The following is a 15,649-nucleotide window of genomic DNA, read 5'->3' as shown; positions in this document are numbered from 1 at the left end:
TTTGAAAAAAGCTAGTCTGGTTGCTGCAAACGGCTATCTTTGGCTTCCTTTTTTTATTTCCCCTTCCTGATGGAGTATCCCCTGCTGAAACTGGCCGCTATCGATATTGGCTCCAACGCCGTGCGTTGCCAGATTTCAGCAGTTCTCCACTACGGCGACCGGTACCGGCTGAAGCGGGTGGAATACGTGCGCTACCCGCTGCGACTGGGCGAAGACGTATTCGCCACGGGCACCATCTCGGAAAAAAAGCAGGACAAGTTTATCAAGTTCCTGCACGCCCTCAAGCTGCTGATGGAAGTGCACGACGTGGCCCCAAACCACTACCTGATCTGCGCTACTTCGGCCATGCGCACGGCCACCAATGGCCCCGAAGTAGCCGCCCGCATCCAGCGGGAGCTGGGCATGACCATTCAGGTAATTGATGGCCAGGCCGAAGCGGCCTATATCAACCGCGTCATCGAACACCTGCTCGAAGACAAGAAGCACTACCTGCATATCGACGTCGGCGGGGGCAGCACCGAGTTCAACATCTACCACGACCGGCACAAGGTCGCGTCGCAGTCGTTTGAAATCGGGTCGATCCGGCGGATGCAGCAGGAAGAAAGCGGGATGCAGACCACCGGGGCCCAGAACGGACTGTGGGAGCGGATGCAGGAATGGGTGACGGAAAACGGCCGCAAGTACCACGTCACCCGGGCTATCGGCACCGGCGGCAACATCAACAAGCTCTACAGCCTGGCCCAGTCCTCGCTCGACAAGCCCGTGACGCGCCGGCGCATGGCCACTGTGCTCGCCAACCTGACCAAGATGACCATGGACGAGCGGGTGAACGTAGCCATGCTCAACCCCGACCGCGCCGACGTGATTATTCCCGCCGGCCACATCTACCTTTCGGCCATGGAGTGGGCCAACATCAGCCAGATGATCGTGCCCGACATCGGCCTGAAAGACGGGATGCTGCAAACCCTGTTCGAAACCCACTTCGAGGAAATCCGGCCCCATGCCGACCATTCCGGCATCACGCCGGTAGCCTCGGTCCCCAGCCGCTCGGCGGAAATGGAGTAGGTTGGTGGTTGGTTTTTGGTGGTTGGTTTTTGGCTGTTCGTTATTGGTTCTCGGCTGTCATCCTGAGCTTGCGAAGGACCTTCCTCTTATTTCCTACGCGGTTTGATTCACAGTACCAAGTCCTTTACCAGGCGATGGTAAAGGACTTGGTACTGTGAACTACGTTGGCAGTGCAGAAAGAGGAAGGTCCTTCGCAAGCTCAGGATGACAGCCGAAAACCAACAGCCAACAGCCAACAGCCAAAAACCAACAACGATAAACCAATAACCAATAACCAAAAACCAAAAACCAACAATCAACAACGACCTACGCGTTGGCGAAGCCGTCCTCCGCGTCGGCCTCGCCTTCCATCAGGGCGACGTCCTTGATGTCGTCGGAAACAGTTTCGTCGATTTCATCCTCTTCGTCCGCAGGTTCCGGGCAGACTTCCAGCGCCGTGGCCTCATCAGATTTCCGGGCAGCTGCCGCCAGCTGGTGGCGGGCCTGCTGAAACATGAGGTGCAGCAGCCCTACGGGGGTAGCCGCCGCCATTCGCTCCTCGTCGCGGCGGTAGAAGTCGCGGTGCACGTTCACTACGGGCTCATCCGGGCTGGGCTGGCAGCGGACGTAGGCCCCGTCTTCGCGCATCTGGTACGAGTTCTGGTTGTCGAGCAGGTTCAGCATCAGGATGCTGATGGCCTCCCGCTTGAGCTGGGGGTTGACAATGAGAAACAGGGCCTCAATGCGCCGGTCGAAGGAGCGCACCATAATGTCGGCCGAGCCGGCGTACAGCTTCGGGTCGCCGGCCTGGTGGAAGTAGAACAACCGGGCGTGCTCCAGAAAGTCGCCGACCACGCTGCGCACTTCGATGTTCTCACTCAGCCCCACCCGCCCCGGCCGCAGGCAGCAGATACCCCGGACGATGAAGCGCACCGGCACGCCGGCCCTGGACGCCTTATAAAACTCATCGATGAGCTCTTTGTCTTCCAGGGAGTTCATCTTCATTACAATACCACTGGGCAGGCCCTTCTTGGCATTGCGCACTTCCTCCCGAATCAGCTGGATGAGTTGCTGACGCATATCCTTGGGCGCCGTAATCAGGTACTCGTATTCGTCGGGCTGGGAGTGGCCGGTGATGACGTTGAAGAATTCCGACACGTCGTGGCCGTACACGTCGTTGGTCGTGAGCAGGCTCACATCGGTGTATACCTTGCTGGTCTGTTCGTTGTAGTTGCCCGTGCCGATGTGTACGTAGCGCGTCACCTTCTCCCCTTCCTTGCGGATGATCATCAGCAGCTTGGTGTGGGTCTTGTACTTGCTGACGCCGTAAATCACGAAGCAGCCGGCCTTTTCCAGCCGCGCGCCCTCCCGGATGTTCTTTTCCTCATCAAACCGCGCTTTAACCTCAAACAGCACGGAAACGTGCTTGCCGTTTTCGGCCGCTTTGAGCAGCGCGGCACTCACCCGCGAATCGTCGGCCAGGCGGTAGATAGTCTGCTTGATGCCCAGCACGTGCGGGTCCTCGGCGGCCTGTTCCAGCAGCCGCACCACCGGCTCGATGCTGTTGTAGGGATGATGCAGTAATACGTCGTGGTGCTTGAGGAACTCAAACATATTCTCCTCCGCGCCCTCCGGCAAGCTCAACGGCGGCACCGTGGCGGGGGGGCGCGTGGAGCGGCTGCGCAGGTTGGGGTGCTTCAGAATCTGCAGCAGGCCCTTCATATCCATCAGCGAGTTGATGACGAACACGTTGCCGTTGTCGATCTGCCAGCGTTCCTTCAGCACGGCCATCATTACGGGCGAAGCATCCTTCTCCACTTCCAGGCGCACCACCCGGCCCTTCTTGCGGGTTTTGAGGCCCACCTGGATTTCCTTGATGAAGTCGGAGTCGATATCGTCGGATTCCTCCAGCGTGAAGTCGCCGTTGCGGGTGATGCGGAACAGGTTGGCCGAGACGATTTCCACGTTGCGGAACAGCTTGGGCAAATTGGCCCGCACGATTTCCTCGATGGGCACAAACATCACCTTGTCCTTGCGGGTGAGCTCGAAAAAGCGCGACAGGTTCTGCGGAATCTGCACGAAGGTGAGCCGCTCCTGCCCTTTGCCCTCCTCCACCGGCCCGGTTCCCGACTCAGTCCCGATATTGGTAGCGACCCCGAAGATCAGCATCTGATTCATCATCAGCGGGAAACCATGGTAGGAATCGTACACCATGGGCGTGAGCAGCGGAAACACGGTATTCTTAAAGTAGCCCTCGGCCTTCTTCAGCTCCAGTTCCGTCAGATCGTCCATCCGCAGGATGTTGAACCCGTTGCGCTCAAACTGGGGCTTGAGCTCATTGATATAGGTCAGCGACTGGTCGTTGACGAAGCGGTGGGCGAAATCGAGCAGCTTGCGGCGAAACGGCAGCTCGCGCAGCCCCGAGTAGTCGACGCGCTCCTTGCCATAATCCAGATAGTTGTAGAGCGAGCCCACCCGAATCATGAAGAATTCGTCGAGGTTGGAGGACGTGATGGCCAAAAACCGGAGCCGGTCAAACAGGGTACGGCCCGCATCCTTAGCCTGGTCGAGCACGCGGTAGTTGAACCGCATCCAGCTCAGGTCGCGGCTGATGTACTTGCTCTTGCGGATAAGGTCGGCAGATTTGAAGAGTTTCATAGCGAGAGTAAAAGCCGGGTAATATACGTGCCGCGGCTTCAGTTACGCGTTTTCACGCGGTGAAATAATGGCCGGGGCTTCAGTTTCGACCACCAGCTGCGGATCAATCAGCGCCGCCACCTGCACCATGGTCGTTGTGGACCGGATGTCGGCAAAGGCTTCGGCATGCGCCCGCCCCACGGCTGCCCACTGGCTAAGGTCAGTGACGACGTACATGCGCGTACGTACCACATCGGCCAAAGTAGCGCCGGCAGGGTGCAGAGCGGCCTGCATTTTTTCCAGGACCTGCCGGGTTTGCTCATAGGCATCCGGACCCGACGCCGTAGTCCCCGACACTTCCACTACGCGGCCCACCCGCACGGCCCGGGAGTAGCCCACGATACTTTCCCAGGCGGATGCGGAAGCAATAGTGCGGCGCATAGCACGAAGTAAAAAAGGAAGTAATGGAAAAAAGCCCGCCTTGCGGCGAGCTTTTTTCTAGTTCAGGCCCACCCGCCGGAATGATGACCGCTGCTCCAAACCAGCGGCCAGCGTTTCCGCTCCGGCTCCGGGATGAGCGTTACACATCCAGTTTGGCGTACTTGGCGTTTTTCTCAATGAAGTCACGACGGGGCGGCACTTCATCCCCCATCAGCATGGCAAACAGGTGGTCGGCTTCGGCCCCCGACTCCACGTCGACGCGCTTCAGCGAGCGGGTGTCGGGCTGCATGGTGGTGGTCCAGAGCTGCTCGGCGTTCATCTCGCCCAGACCCTTGTAGCGCTGCACGTTCACCGTTTCGGGCTTGCCACGACCCAGCTCTTCCTGCGCCGCCATGCGTTCCGCTTCGGTCCAGCAGTAGCGCTCCTCCTTACCACGCTTCACCAGGTAAAGCGGTGGCAGGGCAATGTAGATGTAGCCTTTGTCGATCAACTCGCGCATGTAGCGGAAGAAGAACGTCAGGATCAGCGTCCGGATGTGCGAGCCGTCGATGTCGGCGTCGGTCATGATGATGATCTTGTGGTAGCGCAGCTTGTCCACGTTCAGCGAGCGGGTGGTGCTGCCGTCATCTTCGTCGGTCTTCTTTTCGAAGCTCACGCCGAGGGCCGTAATCATGTTCCGGATTTCCTCGTTTTCGTAGATGCGGTGCTCCTGCGCCTTCTCCACGTTCAGGATCTTACCCCGCAGCGGCAGAATAGCCTGGAACGCCCGGTTGCGGCCCTGCTTGGCCGTGCCGCCGGCCGAGTCGCCTTCGACCAGGTACAGCTCGCAGATAGCCGGGTCCGACTCGGAGCAGTCGGCCAGCTTGCCGGGCAGGGAGTTGGAGCCCAGCACCGATTTACGCTGCACCATTTCGCGGGCCTTGCGGGCCGCGACGCGGGCTTTGGCGGCCAGAATCACCTTCTCCACGATGATGCGGGCTTCCTTGGGGTTTTCCTGCAGATACTGGTTCAGAATCTCACCCACGGCCGTATTCACGGCTCCGCTCACGTCGGAGTTGCCGAGCTTGGTTTTAGTCTGGCCTTCGAACTGCGGCTCCTGCACCTTCACCGAAATAACGGCGGTGAGGCCTTCCCGGAAGTCATCGCCGAGTACTTCTACCTTGGCCTTTTCGAGCAGACCCGACTTGTCGGCGTAGGCCTTCAGCGTACGGGTGAGGGCCGAGCGGAAGCCGGCTACGTGGGTGCCGCCTTCGATGGTGTTGATGTTGTTGACGTAGCTGAAGATGTGCTCCTGGTACGAGTCGTTGTACTGCAGGGCTACCTCTACCGGCGTGCCGCCTTTCTCGCTTTCCACGTGAATGGGCGCGGGCATCAGCACCGTGCGGCCGCTGTCGAGGTACTGCACGAATTCGCTCAGGCCGCCGTGGGAGAAAAACTCCTCGTACAGAAAAGAACCGTCGTCTTCCTTCTCCCGCCGGTCCGTCAGGGTGATGCGGATACCCTTGTTGAGGTACGACAGCTCCCGCAGCCGGTTGGCTACCGTTTCGTATTTATACACCGACTCGGTGAAGATGGAGGCATCGGGCAGAAATTCCACCTCGGTGCCGTGCTCTTCGGTGTCGCCGATTTCCTTCACCGCGTACTGCGGCACCCCGATTTTGTACTCCTGCTCGTACATGTGGCCATTGCGGCGCACGGTTACTTTCAGGTCGCTGCTCAGGGCATTCACGCAGCTTACGCCCACGCCGTGCAGACCACCGGATACTTTATAGGAATCCTTGTCGAATTTGCCGCCGGCGTGCAGCACGGTCATCACCACTTCCAGGGCCGAGCGCCCCTCTTTCTGGTGGAAGTCAACCGGGATACCGCGGCCATTGTCGCGGACGGTGACGGAGTTATTTTCGTTGATGGTTACTTCAATCCGGTCGCAGTGACCGGCCAGGGCTTCATCGATAGAGTTATCGACCACTTCCCACACTAAGTGGTGCAGCCCTTTGACGCCCGTATCGCCGATGTACATCGACGGCCGCTTGCGTACAGCCTCCAGACCTTCCAGAACCTGAATACTATCGGCGGAATACAGATCGTCGGCTTTGTTTACTTTCGGTTCGCTCATGAGTAACGCTCTTGTTGCAGCTTATTTGCTTACCGACAAAGATACCGATTTTATCCGGTTTTTGCCAGCTTTCCGAGGTTTCCAGCCAGCCGGCAAAACCCAAAAAAAGGCCTCTTAGAAGCGTTTGATGGCCTTTTTCGAAAAACAGGCACCCCTGGTTATTCCTGAGTACGGACACCCCCAAAAAAGCTCCTTCCGGGTGGAAGGAGCTTTTTCAGAAAGAAGCAAATGACTCCGGCAGCTTATTGACCTATAAGCTTCTGCCGGACCACACCACTTTCGGTGCGTAGCTCCAGCGTATACAGGCCGGCTTTCTCCTTGCTGATCGAACCCAGCAGAGGCGTCGGAGCCGAAGCTGTCCAGGTCAGTCCCCGGTCCGTAGATTTCAGCACGCGGACGGGGATACCCGTTGTTTGATCAGCGGGGTTCTGCAAGTGGATGGTACCGGCCCAGATCGTGTTGCCAATTGCGCAATACGACCCCACCAGCCCAAATTCACCCGCACTCAGCGGGGCCGGCAGATTGGAGGCCGCTACGTGCATCCTGGTCCCCCCGCCATTGCTGGTGGTGTAGACTTCAAATGAGCCGCCATTGGGGTCACCCAGCGTCACCCCGTTGTTGGCATCGAAGAAATACACCCAGTTGGCAAAACCAACCGGGGCCGCGAACCGGGAAATGGTGGTGGACTTGGTCCAGCGGGTGCCGCCATTCACCGTTTTCACGATTTCGCCGCCCCCGGCGGCCCCGAACTGCGCCACGAAAGCCGTATTGACATCCAGGGCGTGAACACTGGCGGCCTGGCAGTTGGCCGCGCCATTCACCGGATTGAACGACCAGGTTGCGCCCCCATCAGCGGTCCGCGTGAACAGGTTGACCGTAGCGCCCTGCGCGCTTTCCTGGACCAGCTGACGGTGTGCATCTGCCGGGAGCAATAGCTCGGCGGCGTCGAGGGGTTGGTTGTGTTCCGGAGCGTCCATTGGGCCTGGGCCGAGAAACCCAGCCCGCAGCATAAGGCAAGGGGAAGTAGAATTTTCTTCGTGGAAAGAGAAACGAGGGGGGAAGGAAAAGATAAGTGAGAAACCAGCTTTTGCACGCCCCGGCAACGGACCCAAGGGAAGGAAAAAGCCGCGTGTTGAACGTCCAAGATAAGCTTTTCCAAAAAAATCTAATCCGGAAAGTATATCAACACAAAAATGCTCTGATGGCGGGGTAGCCATCAGAGCATTTGCCATTGCGTACTGTGGCCCCGATGTGATTCGAACACATGACCGGCTGCTTAGAAGGCAGCTGCTCTATCCAGCTGAGCTACGGGGTCAAAAACAAATAGCCGCCTGCCCCAAAGGCGGGCTGGCGGCTACAGTGAAGTCGGGGTGGCAGGATTCGAACCTGCGGCCTCCTGCTCCCAAAGCAGGCGCGATACCGGGCTACGCTACACCCCGAAAACTAATTATGAATGCTGCATTATGAATTCTGAGGTGAGTTATGCCCAATTCAGCATTCGTAATGCAGCATTCATAATTATCAAAGTGGAGAGAGGGGGATTCGAACCCCCGGTAACCTTTAGAGCTACGGCAGTTTAGCAAACTACTGGTTTCAGCCACTCACCCATCTCTCCGCAAAGGCTGCTCTTCCGTCCGAAGAGTGCGCAAATATACGACTAGTCCCGAAAAACAAACCCTCCCCCCCAAAATAACTTGTCCTGCTGAATCAACCCCTAAGACGATAGCAACCTATCTTTGCCAACCCGGCGGACCAGTGCGCACGTCGTTTTCCAATGAATTATAACCAGTTGGCTAACCCGCTACCTTTATGAGCTGGGCCTTTCCGCTTTCGTGGATGGAGCTCTCAGCGGCCCTTCTTTTTTTGGGGCTCTACGTTGGGTATGCGCTGCGCACCCGTCGGCTGGCCCTGCCACTGCGCCAAAAAGGCTGGCCGCTGGGCTGGAAACTGGGACTCCGGCTCCTGTATTTCGCCTTACTGCTGGTGGCCCTGCTGGGCCCCGCCTACGGCGTCACGCAGCAGCCCGTTCGCACGGCGGGCAAAGATGTCTGGCTGCTGGTAGATCTGTCGCGGTCTATGAACGCAACCGATGTGGTGCCCACGCGGCTACAGAAAGCCCGGGCGGAGCTAACTACCCTGATCGGACGCTTTCAGGCCGACCGCATCGGGTTAATCGTTTTTGCGGCTGATGCGTTCGTGCACTGTCCGCTTACCTACGATCAGGGGGCGCTGCAGATTTTCATCAATACGCTGCAAACCGGTCTGGTCCCGGTTGGGCCTACCGACCTGGCGGCCCCGTTGGACTTAGTCCTGGCCCGCCTGAAAGCGGCCCCTGCCGTTGCCGGAGCACCACCCCGGGCAACGGCGCTGGTATTGATCAGTGACGGGGAGGACTTTGGCGAAAGTCTGGAACCAACCCTGCGGGAACTCACCCGGTCCGGCGTCCGGCTGTTTGCCATGGGCGTCGGCACGCTCGAAGGGTCTCGCCTGCCCCGGATAGCCGGCCGCTACCTGCGCGATGCTCAGGGGCGCGATGTGGTGACCAAGCTCGCCCCGCTGGCGTTACGGCGTCTGGCCGAGCAAACCAATGGGCAGTATTTCGAACTGACAGACCGGCGCAATGAATTTCCGCTGCTGGTCAACGCATTAAACCGCGTGGAAGGACAAGCCCAACAGGTTCGTACCGTAGCCGTGGCCGATAACCGCTACCGCTACCCGCTCCTGCTGGCCCTGGTTCTGCTGCTGCTGGATATCCTTGTCACCGTGAAAATAATTCGCCCGTGAAAACTTTCCTCTTAACCAGCCTAGTGGTTCTGGGCGGCTGGGGAAGCCTTACCCACATCCGCGACCGTAACGCTGCCGTTCAGCGGGCGGAGGCGGCTTACGCGCGGGGAAATTTCCGGCTGGCGGCCGCCGCTTACCGCAAAGCGGTGGAGCAGCCCGGGGCCGCCGATGAGGCGTTGGTACTGAATCTGGCCCACGCCTGCCTGCGGGCAGGACAGCGGGCCGAAGCCCGGAGCTGTTACGGCCGCCTACTCACGAGCCGAACCTCATCGACGCGCAGCATTGCCCGCCAGCAGCTAGCCGTTCTGGCCGCGCAGCAAGGCGACTACGCCCGGGCAGTAAGCCTGCTGCGCCAGGCCTTACTGGCCGATCCGACCAATACTGCCGCCCGCTATAATTATGAAGCGCTGAAATCATACCTGGATCGTCAGCAGCGGGAACCCCGGATTCCGCCGCCCGCTCCGGCCGGCGCGGAGGCCAATGAGCCGCGCCCCACAACCCCAGAAAACCCGGCCAACCAGCCCCGGTCCAGGGCCGGCAACGACCGCACCGGCCAGCTCGATAATCCAGCTCAGCCTGAGAATCCCTTGAATACACCGCAGGCCCGGCCGGACCAACAGGGCCAGCGTGACCCCGGTCAGTCGGCGGCCAGCGCGGGCCGGGGGGCCGCGGGCTTTCAGCCGGGGCAGGGCAGCCAGCAAAAAGTAGCTATTGGCTCGGAACCCGGCTCCGTGCGGGGGCTGAGTGAGGCAGCCGAGGGAGTTGAAGATGGTACCCGTCGACAGCCGGGCGCACAACCGGCATCCCTGAGTGAGACCCAGCTCCAGACTCAGCGTGAGCGGCTGCAACAGATGAACCTCAGCTCGGGGCAGGCCCGGCGGCTGCTGGAAACCCTGAACGCGGCCGAACAACAGTATCTGCAGCAGCTGCCCCACAAGTCCTCCCGCCAACCCGATCCGAAAAAGCCCGCCTGGTAAACCCGGCCTGATCCGGAAAAGAGGTGGTCAGCAGGCCGGGCCGGAACTTTGCGGGCTGGCTGCCGGCCAATTCTTACCTTTGCCCCCTATTCCACCCAATTCCCCACCCCTCCCGCTTATGCAAATCAAAGAAGTTGTAATCGTTGCTGCTGTGCGCACTCCCATTGGCTCATTCGGCGGCAGCTTGTCGTCGCTGTCGGCGACGGAACTGGGCGCTATTGCCCTGAAAGGCGCTTTGGCAAAGGCCGGTGTCGATCCGAAGGAAGTGCAGCAGGTGATTATGGGCAACGTCATTTCGGCCAACCTGGGTCAGGCCCCCGCCCGCCAGGCCGCCAAGAAAGCCGGTTTGCCCGACACCGTTGAATGCACTACCGTGAACAAGGTGTGCGCTTCGGGCACCAAAGCCATTATGTATGCGGCCCAGGCTATTATGCTGGGCCAGGCCGATGTGGTCCTGGCGGGAGGCATGGAAAGCATGTCGAACGTCCCCTACTACCTCGACAAAGCCCGTTTCGGCGCTAAGTACGGCCACGGCCAAATGATTGACGGTTTGGTGCGCGACGGCCTCTGGGACCCCTACCACGACTACGCCATGGGCAACGCGGCCGAGAATACGGCCAAGGAAATGGGGTTCACCCGTGAGCAGCAGGATGCCTTTGCCATTGAAAGCTATACCCGCAGCGCCAACGCGGCCAAAGCCGGCAAGAAGAAGGATGAAATCGTACCCGTCACGATTGAGAGCCGCGGCAAGACCACGGTTGTGGAAGATGATGAGGAGTATCTGAAGGTGGACTTCACGAAAGTAGCGGGCCTGAAGCCGGCCTTCATTAAAGAAGGCGGCACCGTAACGGCCGCCAATGCCTCGACGCTGAACGACGGCGCGGCGGCCGTGTTGCTGATGAGCCGGGAAAAGGCGGAAGCACTGGGCGTAACGCCGCTGGCCATCATCCGCGGCTTTGCCGACGCGGAGCAGGCGCCCGAGTGGTTCACCACCACGCCGTCGCTGGCTATTCCCAAAGCCCTGAAAAACGCTGGCATCGACGCTTCAGAAGTAGATTTCTACGAAATCAACGAGGCATTCTCGGTGGTGTCGTTGGCCAACAACAAGCTGCTGAACCTGGAAGGCACCAAGGTGAACGTGTACGGCGGGGCCGTGAGCCTGGGTCACCCGCTGGGGGCTTCGGGGGCCCGCATTGTGACTACGCTGCTGAACGTGCTGCGCAACGAAGGCGGCAAAATCGGCGTCACCGGCATCTGCAATGGTGGTGGTGGCGCGAGCAGCATCGTTATCGAGAAAATCTAGACCACGGATTCGTCCGGATTCGTCGACCACGGATTGGTCCGGATTTTGGACCACGGATTCGTCCGGATTTTTCGGATTGGTCGGATTTTGTGGACGGCTGTTTGTTTGGGCCGGTCCGCAACGAGTCAGAGCACAAAGAGCCCTGCGGCGTTTGGCGGCGGGGCTCTTTTTTATGCCGTTACTTTGCATGGAAAACCAGGGCGCCGGCGTTGCGTCTACAAAATCCGACTAATCCGACCAATCCGAAAAATCCGTGGTCCAAAATCTGACTGAATCCGTGGCTATGAAACGACTGCTGTTCTTTCTGCTTCTGCTTTCCACTGCGGCCCAGGCTCAGCAGCGGCGCTTCACCACCTACTATGATTCGACCAATACCCGCCGCCGCGAAGTGTATTCGGCCATAGTGGCGGGCGACACGGTAATGGAAGGGCCCTACAAGCGATTTTACCGCTCGGGCAAGCTCGAAGCCCAGACCCGCTACTCCGGTGGTAAGCGCGACTCCGTCTACGTCGAGTTTCACCCCGGCGGCCCGCGCCGGCTGGAAGTCACCTACCAGCAGGGCGTGCGGCAGGGCCCATTCAAAACCTACTACGAAACCGGCAAACCAGCCCAGGAAGGCACCTACAACGATGACCAGCCCACCGGCACGCTGCGCTACTACCATCCCAACGGGGAAGTAAAGCTGGAAACCACCCTCACCAACGGCCAGCCCGCCGGCGCGGTCCGGGAGCTGTATCCGTCGGGCAAGCCCAAGGCCGAAATCACGTATCAGAACGGGCAGGCGAACGGGCCGGTGAAAACTTATTTTCCCAATGGGCAGCTCCAGAGCGAGGGCACTTACAGCCGGGGTCTGCTGGCCGGACCCTATAAAACCTACTACGAGAACGGGCAGGTGGAAACCGAGGTGCTGGCCGACAAATCGGGGCGGGGCAGCTACCGCAGCTACTATCGCTCGGGTAAGCTGCGCACCGAAGGTACCTACGTGGCGGCCACCTTCACGGGTCGGGCCATCAAAAACCCGCTGTCTGATGATCTGACCAAGCAGGCCAAGAGCCTGGCGGGGGGCACCGCCAACCTCGATGGGCCGGCCAAAGCCTACTACGAAAGCGGCGCGGTGAAAAGCCGCATGACCTACCGCAACGGTACGCTCAGCGGCACGCAGGAAGATTTCTACGAATCGGGCAAGCCTCAGCAGAAAACCGACTACAGCAATCAGGCCCGCGACCGGAAAGTCACCTCGTACTTTGAGGACGGCAACGTGCAGGCTGACCAGCAGTTTAAAGGCGGTCAGCCCGCGGGTCTGTGGCGCACCTTTCATCCCGGCGGCAAGCAGCTTCAGCAGCAGGAAACCTACGTGAATGGCCGCTTGGCCGGCGAGAAGCTCCTCTACGATCCTAATGGTACGCTCCGCAGCAAGCTACCGTACGAAAACGGCAAGCCGACGGGCCTGGGGCTGGAATTCTACCCCTCGGGCAAGCTCAAAGCGGAAACCACCTACGTGAAGGGCATTAAGGCTGGCCCTTTCCGGCAGCTCCGCGAAGATGGAACTCCCGAAACTGCCGGCACTTTCCGCAACAACCGCGAAACCGGCATCTGGACTTATTACGGCCCCGATGGCAAGGCCGTGGTGCAAAGGAAAACCTTCCGCAACGGCCAGCTGGTGAAACCCGGCAAGTAAGCGCCCAGGCCCGGAAGCACAGCGCCGGCTGGAAGGCCGCAAAAACCCGGTGGCCTTCCGTGACATTGCTCCGGACCACCAGTAGCCCCGAGCTGAAGCGCTGCTGTTATTCCGCAGTCAGGATTTGCTTAAAGGCCTCGCCGTGCGTGGTGAGCAGCAGAATACGCCGGGCTACAGCACCCGCAATAGTTCCTGGACCCAGATGGGCTTAATCCGGAAACCCGACTCTTTAGAGTTGTTCCCAAATACTAAAAAGGAGGCGTCATGCTTCATCTGGCGTCCGCGAAGTCGAAGCATCTCGCGTGCTGACGCTGGAATTAGCAATCAGACATCAGCACGCGAGATGCTTCGACTTCGCGGACGCCAGATGAAGCATGACGTTCTGTTTTTTTGGATGTTTGAGTATTTGGAAACAGGTCTTTTGGCTGAACGGAGAACATAGCGATAATCAAACGCGTCAGGGGCCCATGCGGTGGGTGGCAAAATCGTCCCCAGTCGGGGAAAAGGTCCGAATACCCAAAGAAGCGTTAGGCCGAAGAAAATTTTATCCTGTAACCTGTAATACACTACCTGCTCCGGCGATACACTATCTGTCTCTCACCTAACCCCTTCGTACGCCATGATTCCATTTGCCTTCCCCATCTTCCACGATGAGCGCAACCAGTCGCCGCAATACCGCAAGCGGGCTAACCACCTGGCCTTGTTGCTCTTTACCCTCACGGCCCTAGCGGGATTAGTAGTCAAGTACTCTGCCGACTAAAAATCATGAGGCGCCAAAACAGTGTCTGAAGGCAGCTTTTCAATTTTGCCCGGTTCGTATACCGGCTGCCCAAAACGGCCTCTGGATGCTTGAAATCAAGCGCCGGGAAGCGGCAGCCAAAGGCTTAAAAATAGCAGGGTAGAGTCATCCTGACATCAAGCCGAACCGCAGTAGAACCATTGAACAGGCCATGTAAAACAATACCCGGAAAAGATTTCCTCTGGCCAAGGCAATGCATGCAACCTACGAATCGTTTCGTAGTTAGTAGATCAGATAAGTAGTCTGTCTCATCCATAAACAGAGCTGGATTTAGCGGCTGCTTCATTCAACACTCTTTCTGACGTTCGGTAACGACTCACGGCTCTTTCGGAGGAGCCCAAATTCTGTACCCATGGCTCACATCAATGTGCGATACCCCTGCCCAAAAGCCTGTTCTACCTTTGTGGGGCCTCAAACTCAGGGAATGCCCAGTATTTTCTAACGTTTTCTCACCGGCCAAGCAACGCTTTACTGCGTTTCCTCATCTACCCTCACAACAGCACCAATCACCTGGCTACCGGCCCTGATTATGCTGCTTGTTGCCCCCCTCCCCTCCTCTTAGTCACATCGTTTTTCCTCCAAAGAAAATAAATTTTCAAAGTACCTTGCTTTGCATAGTACCTTAGAATATCTTTGTTGCGTTCCTTTACTCTCCCTGGTGGAGGCCTTGCGTTACTCTAAGGCCTGGCCAACCGCCTCTCAGAGCCCTTTCAGCTAGAAGAGCTGGAAGACTGCCCGGCTGCTTGATGCCAACCGCATCCCAGCCGGCACCCTACTCCCTTCATTTTTTTCTTGCTCAGCCCCGTGCTACGGGACAGAACCGCGGCTTTCCAGACGCGCACCGGCTGAGTATTTCCTTCATTTTCCCTTTTCTCCCTCAGTCATGAAAATGTCTTTCGTCCTCCGTGTGCTTGCTGGTTTCGCGATGCTGCTCCTCCTGGCCGCCACCCTTTCTTCCCAGGCTCAAAGCCCCCGGTATGGTAAGGTCACCGGCAAACTGCTGGATGCCGATACCCACGAGCCCATCCCCAACGCTCACATAGTGCTGCTGCGGGCATCCGATAAAGCCCTCATCAGCAGCACTACTACCCGTTCTGATGGCACTTTTGTAGTATCTAAAGTACCCTTTGGGCAATATTCCTTCCGCACTACCATCCTTGGCTACCGCTCACACTATCCCCGGATCGATGTTCAGGCCAAGCAGCCCAGCGTAGCCCTGGGTACTGTTGCCCTCCAACCCCTGAACACTCAACTGGCTACGGCTCCCACGGTGGGCTCCCAGAGTCTGCTGGCCGCCGCCCGCTAATGCCGCTTTCGTCGGCATCGTCTTGCTTTCCCAGTCTCTCAGCTGTCCCTTTCTCGGTTTGCCGGCCCTAAGAGGTCAGTACGCTCATTTGCCGATTTCCCCTCCAACCTTTTGTCTTTCTGAACTATGAAAACTTTCCTGATTGCCCGCCTGAGCTTTTTTGCCGTCCTGTTTGGCTTGTCCGTAACCGTGGCCAGTGCCCAAACAACAGTCTACACCGAAGATGCCCAGCAAGCCGGCACCGGCTACTGGTCCATCGAAACCGACCAGACCCGCCGGGACTACAGCGTCATCCGCTTTTACACTGCCCAGCACGAGAAGATTTATGAGGAGCGTCTGAATGAGCTGTGCCTGGATCCGAGCCGGGGTACCGCTAAGTGCCGGCGCACGGCCCGTCAGTTGAGCAATGCTTTGGCTTACTTACACCACGCCCAAAGTAACACGCTGTTAGGCAGCGAGCTAGGCATAAACCGCCGGGCCCAGCGGTTCTACGCCCTCCGCTAACGCCGACGGCAGCTGAGACCTTATTCCGAAATTTCCGGGGGTGGCGGCGCACGCCACTAC

General features: G+C 58.7%; 12 protein-coding genes and 3 tRNA genes. 8 read left to right on the top strand and 7 right to left on the bottom strand.

Annotation, left to right across the window (positions count from 1 at the left end; all coding sequences use genetic code 11):
• Positions 1–39 precede the first annotated feature (39 nt).
• A complete protein-coding gene (locus ABD833_RS02470; RefSeq protein WP_345070747.1) occupies positions 40–1,065 on the top strand; it encodes a Ppx/GppA phosphatase family protein in 1,026 nt (341 codons plus the stop codon).
• A 306-nt stretch (positions 1,066–1,371) separates the two neighbouring features.
• On the opposite strand, the gene ppk1 is transcribed toward ABD833_RS02470, so the two are convergent.
• From ppk1 to ABD833_RS02435, 7 genes are all read right to left on the bottom strand, one after another.
• On the bottom strand, positions 1,372–3,702 hold the full coding sequence (ppk1, locus tag ABD833_RS02465) for a polyphosphate kinase 1 (RefSeq protein WP_345070746.1): 2,331 nt from the start codon (positions 3,700–3,702) through the stop codon (positions 1,372–1,374).
• A 42-nt stretch (positions 3,703–3,744) separates the two neighbouring features.
• Positions 3,745–4,122, bottom strand: coding sequence for a RidA family protein (locus ABD833_RS02460; protein WP_345070744.1), 378 nt, complete (start codon positions 4,120–4,122; stop codon positions 3,745–3,747).
• Between the two features lie 139 nt (positions 4,123–4,261).
• Positions 4,262–6,238 carry a DNA topoisomerase (ATP-hydrolyzing) subunit B gene (gene gyrB / locus ABD833_RS02455; RefSeq protein ID WP_345070743.1) on the bottom strand — a complete coding sequence of 659 codons (1,977 nt, stop codon included), beginning with the start codon at positions 6,236–6,238 and terminating at the stop codon, positions 4,262–4,264.
• 242 nt (positions 6,239–6,480) lie between these two features.
• Positions 6,481–7,215 (bottom strand): beta propeller repeat protein, encoded by a 735-nt coding sequence (locus ABD833_RS02450; protein ID WP_345070742.1) that lies wholly within the window; start codon positions 7,213–7,215, stop codon positions 6,481–6,483.
• Positions 7,216–7,479: 264 nt separating this feature from the next.
• Positions 7,480–7,553, bottom strand: a tRNA-Arg gene (locus tag ABD833_RS02445).
• A 50-nt stretch (positions 7,554–7,603) separates the two neighbouring features.
• A tRNA-Pro gene (locus ABD833_RS02440) sits at positions 7,604–7,677 on the bottom strand.
• Between the two features lie 88 nt (positions 7,678–7,765).
• A tRNA-Ser gene (locus ABD833_RS02435) sits at positions 7,766–7,853 on the bottom strand.
• A gap of 248 nt (positions 7,854–8,101) precedes the next feature.
• Here ABD833_RS02435 and ABD833_RS02430 point away from each other — a divergent pair.
• From ABD833_RS02430 to ABD833_RS02400, 7 genes are all read left to right on the top strand, one after another.
• Positions 8,102–9,022 (top strand): vWA domain-containing protein, encoded by a 921-nt coding sequence (locus tag ABD833_RS02430; RefSeq protein ID WP_345070740.1) that lies wholly within the window; start codon positions 8,102–8,104, stop codon positions 9,020–9,022.
• Complete coding sequence (locus tag ABD833_RS02425; protein WP_345070739.1) at positions 9,019–9,999, top strand: tetratricopeptide repeat protein; 981 nt, start codon at positions 9,019–9,021, stop codon at positions 9,997–9,999. Before ABD833_RS02430 ends, ABD833_RS02425 begins: the two co-directional genes overlap by 4 nt.
• Positions 10,000–10,117: 118 nt before the next feature.
• The gene (locus tag ABD833_RS02420; protein ID WP_345070737.1) at positions 10,118–11,302 is read left to right on the top strand and encodes an acetyl-CoA C-acyltransferase; all 1,185 of its coding nucleotides are present in this window, start codon (positions 10,118–10,120) and stop codon (positions 11,300–11,302) included.
• Positions 11,303–11,585: 283 nt separating this feature from the next.
• Positions 11,586–12,980 carry a toxin-antitoxin system YwqK family antitoxin gene (locus tag ABD833_RS02415; RefSeq protein ID WP_345070735.1) on the top strand — a complete coding sequence of 465 codons (1,395 nt, stop codon included), beginning with the start codon at positions 11,586–11,588 and terminating at the stop codon, positions 12,978–12,980.
• 619 nt (positions 12,981–13,599) lie between these two features.
• On the top strand, positions 13,600–13,740 hold the full coding sequence (locus ABD833_RS02410; protein WP_345070733.1) for a hypothetical protein: 141 nt from the start codon (positions 13,600–13,602) through the stop codon (positions 13,738–13,740).
• Between the two features lie 964 nt (positions 13,741–14,704).
• Positions 14,705–15,085 (top strand): carboxypeptidase regulatory-like domain-containing protein, encoded by a 381-nt coding sequence (locus ABD833_RS02405; protein ID WP_345070732.1) that lies wholly within the window; start codon positions 14,705–14,707, stop codon positions 15,083–15,085.
• A gap of 126 nt (positions 15,086–15,211) precedes the next feature.
• Positions 15,212–15,589, top strand: coding sequence for a hypothetical protein (locus ABD833_RS02400; protein ID WP_345070731.1), 378 nt, complete (start codon positions 15,212–15,214; stop codon positions 15,587–15,589).
• The last annotated feature ends 60 nt before the right edge of the window (positions 15,590–15,649 follow it).

The sequence above is a fragment of the Hymenobacter fastidiosus genome (genome assembly GCF_039539565.1).
GTDB lineage: Bacteria > Bacteroidota > Bacteroidia > Cytophagales > Hymenobacteraceae > Hymenobacter > Hymenobacter fastidiosus.
The sequence above is the reverse complement of the archived record's forward strand: the minus strand, read 5'-3'. Positions and strand labels throughout refer to the sequence as shown.

Bases quoted from the DNA above. Each gene is read 5' to 3' on its own strand.
- ABD833_RS02410 (WP_345070733.1), top strand. From the start codon at position 13,600: ATGATTCCATTTGCCTTCCCCATCTTCCACGATGAGCGCAACCAGTCG.
- gyrB (WP_345070743.1), bottom strand. From the start codon at position 6,238: ATGAGCGAACCGAAAGTAAACAAAGCCGACGATCTGTATTCCGCCGAT.
- ABD833_RS02420 (WP_345070737.1), top strand. From the start codon at position 10,118: ATGCAAATCAAAGAAGTTGTAATCGTTGCTGCTGTGCGCACTCCCATT.
- ABD833_RS02460 (WP_345070744.1), bottom strand. From the start codon at position 4,122: ATGCGCCGCACTATTGCTTCCGCATCCGCCTGGGAAAGTATCGTGGGC.
- ABD833_RS02450 (WP_345070742.1), bottom strand. From the start codon at position 7,215: ATGGACGCTCCGGAACACAACCAACCCCTCGACGCCGCCGAGCTATTG.
- ABD833_RS02405 (WP_345070732.1), top strand. From the start codon at position 14,705: ATGCTGCTCCTCCTGGCCGCCACCCTTTCTTCCCAGGCTCAAAGCCCC.
- ppk1 (WP_345070746.1), bottom strand. From the start codon at position 3,702: ATGAAACTCTTCAAATCTGCCGACCTTATCCGCAAGAGCAAGTACATC.
- ABD833_RS02415 (WP_345070735.1), top strand. From the start codon at position 11,586: ATGAAACGACTGCTGTTCTTTCTGCTTCTGCTTTCCACTGCGGCCCAG.
- ABD833_RS02400 (WP_345070731.1), top strand. From the start codon at position 15,212: ATGAAAACTTTCCTGATTGCCCGCCTGAGCTTTTTTGCCGTCCTGTTT.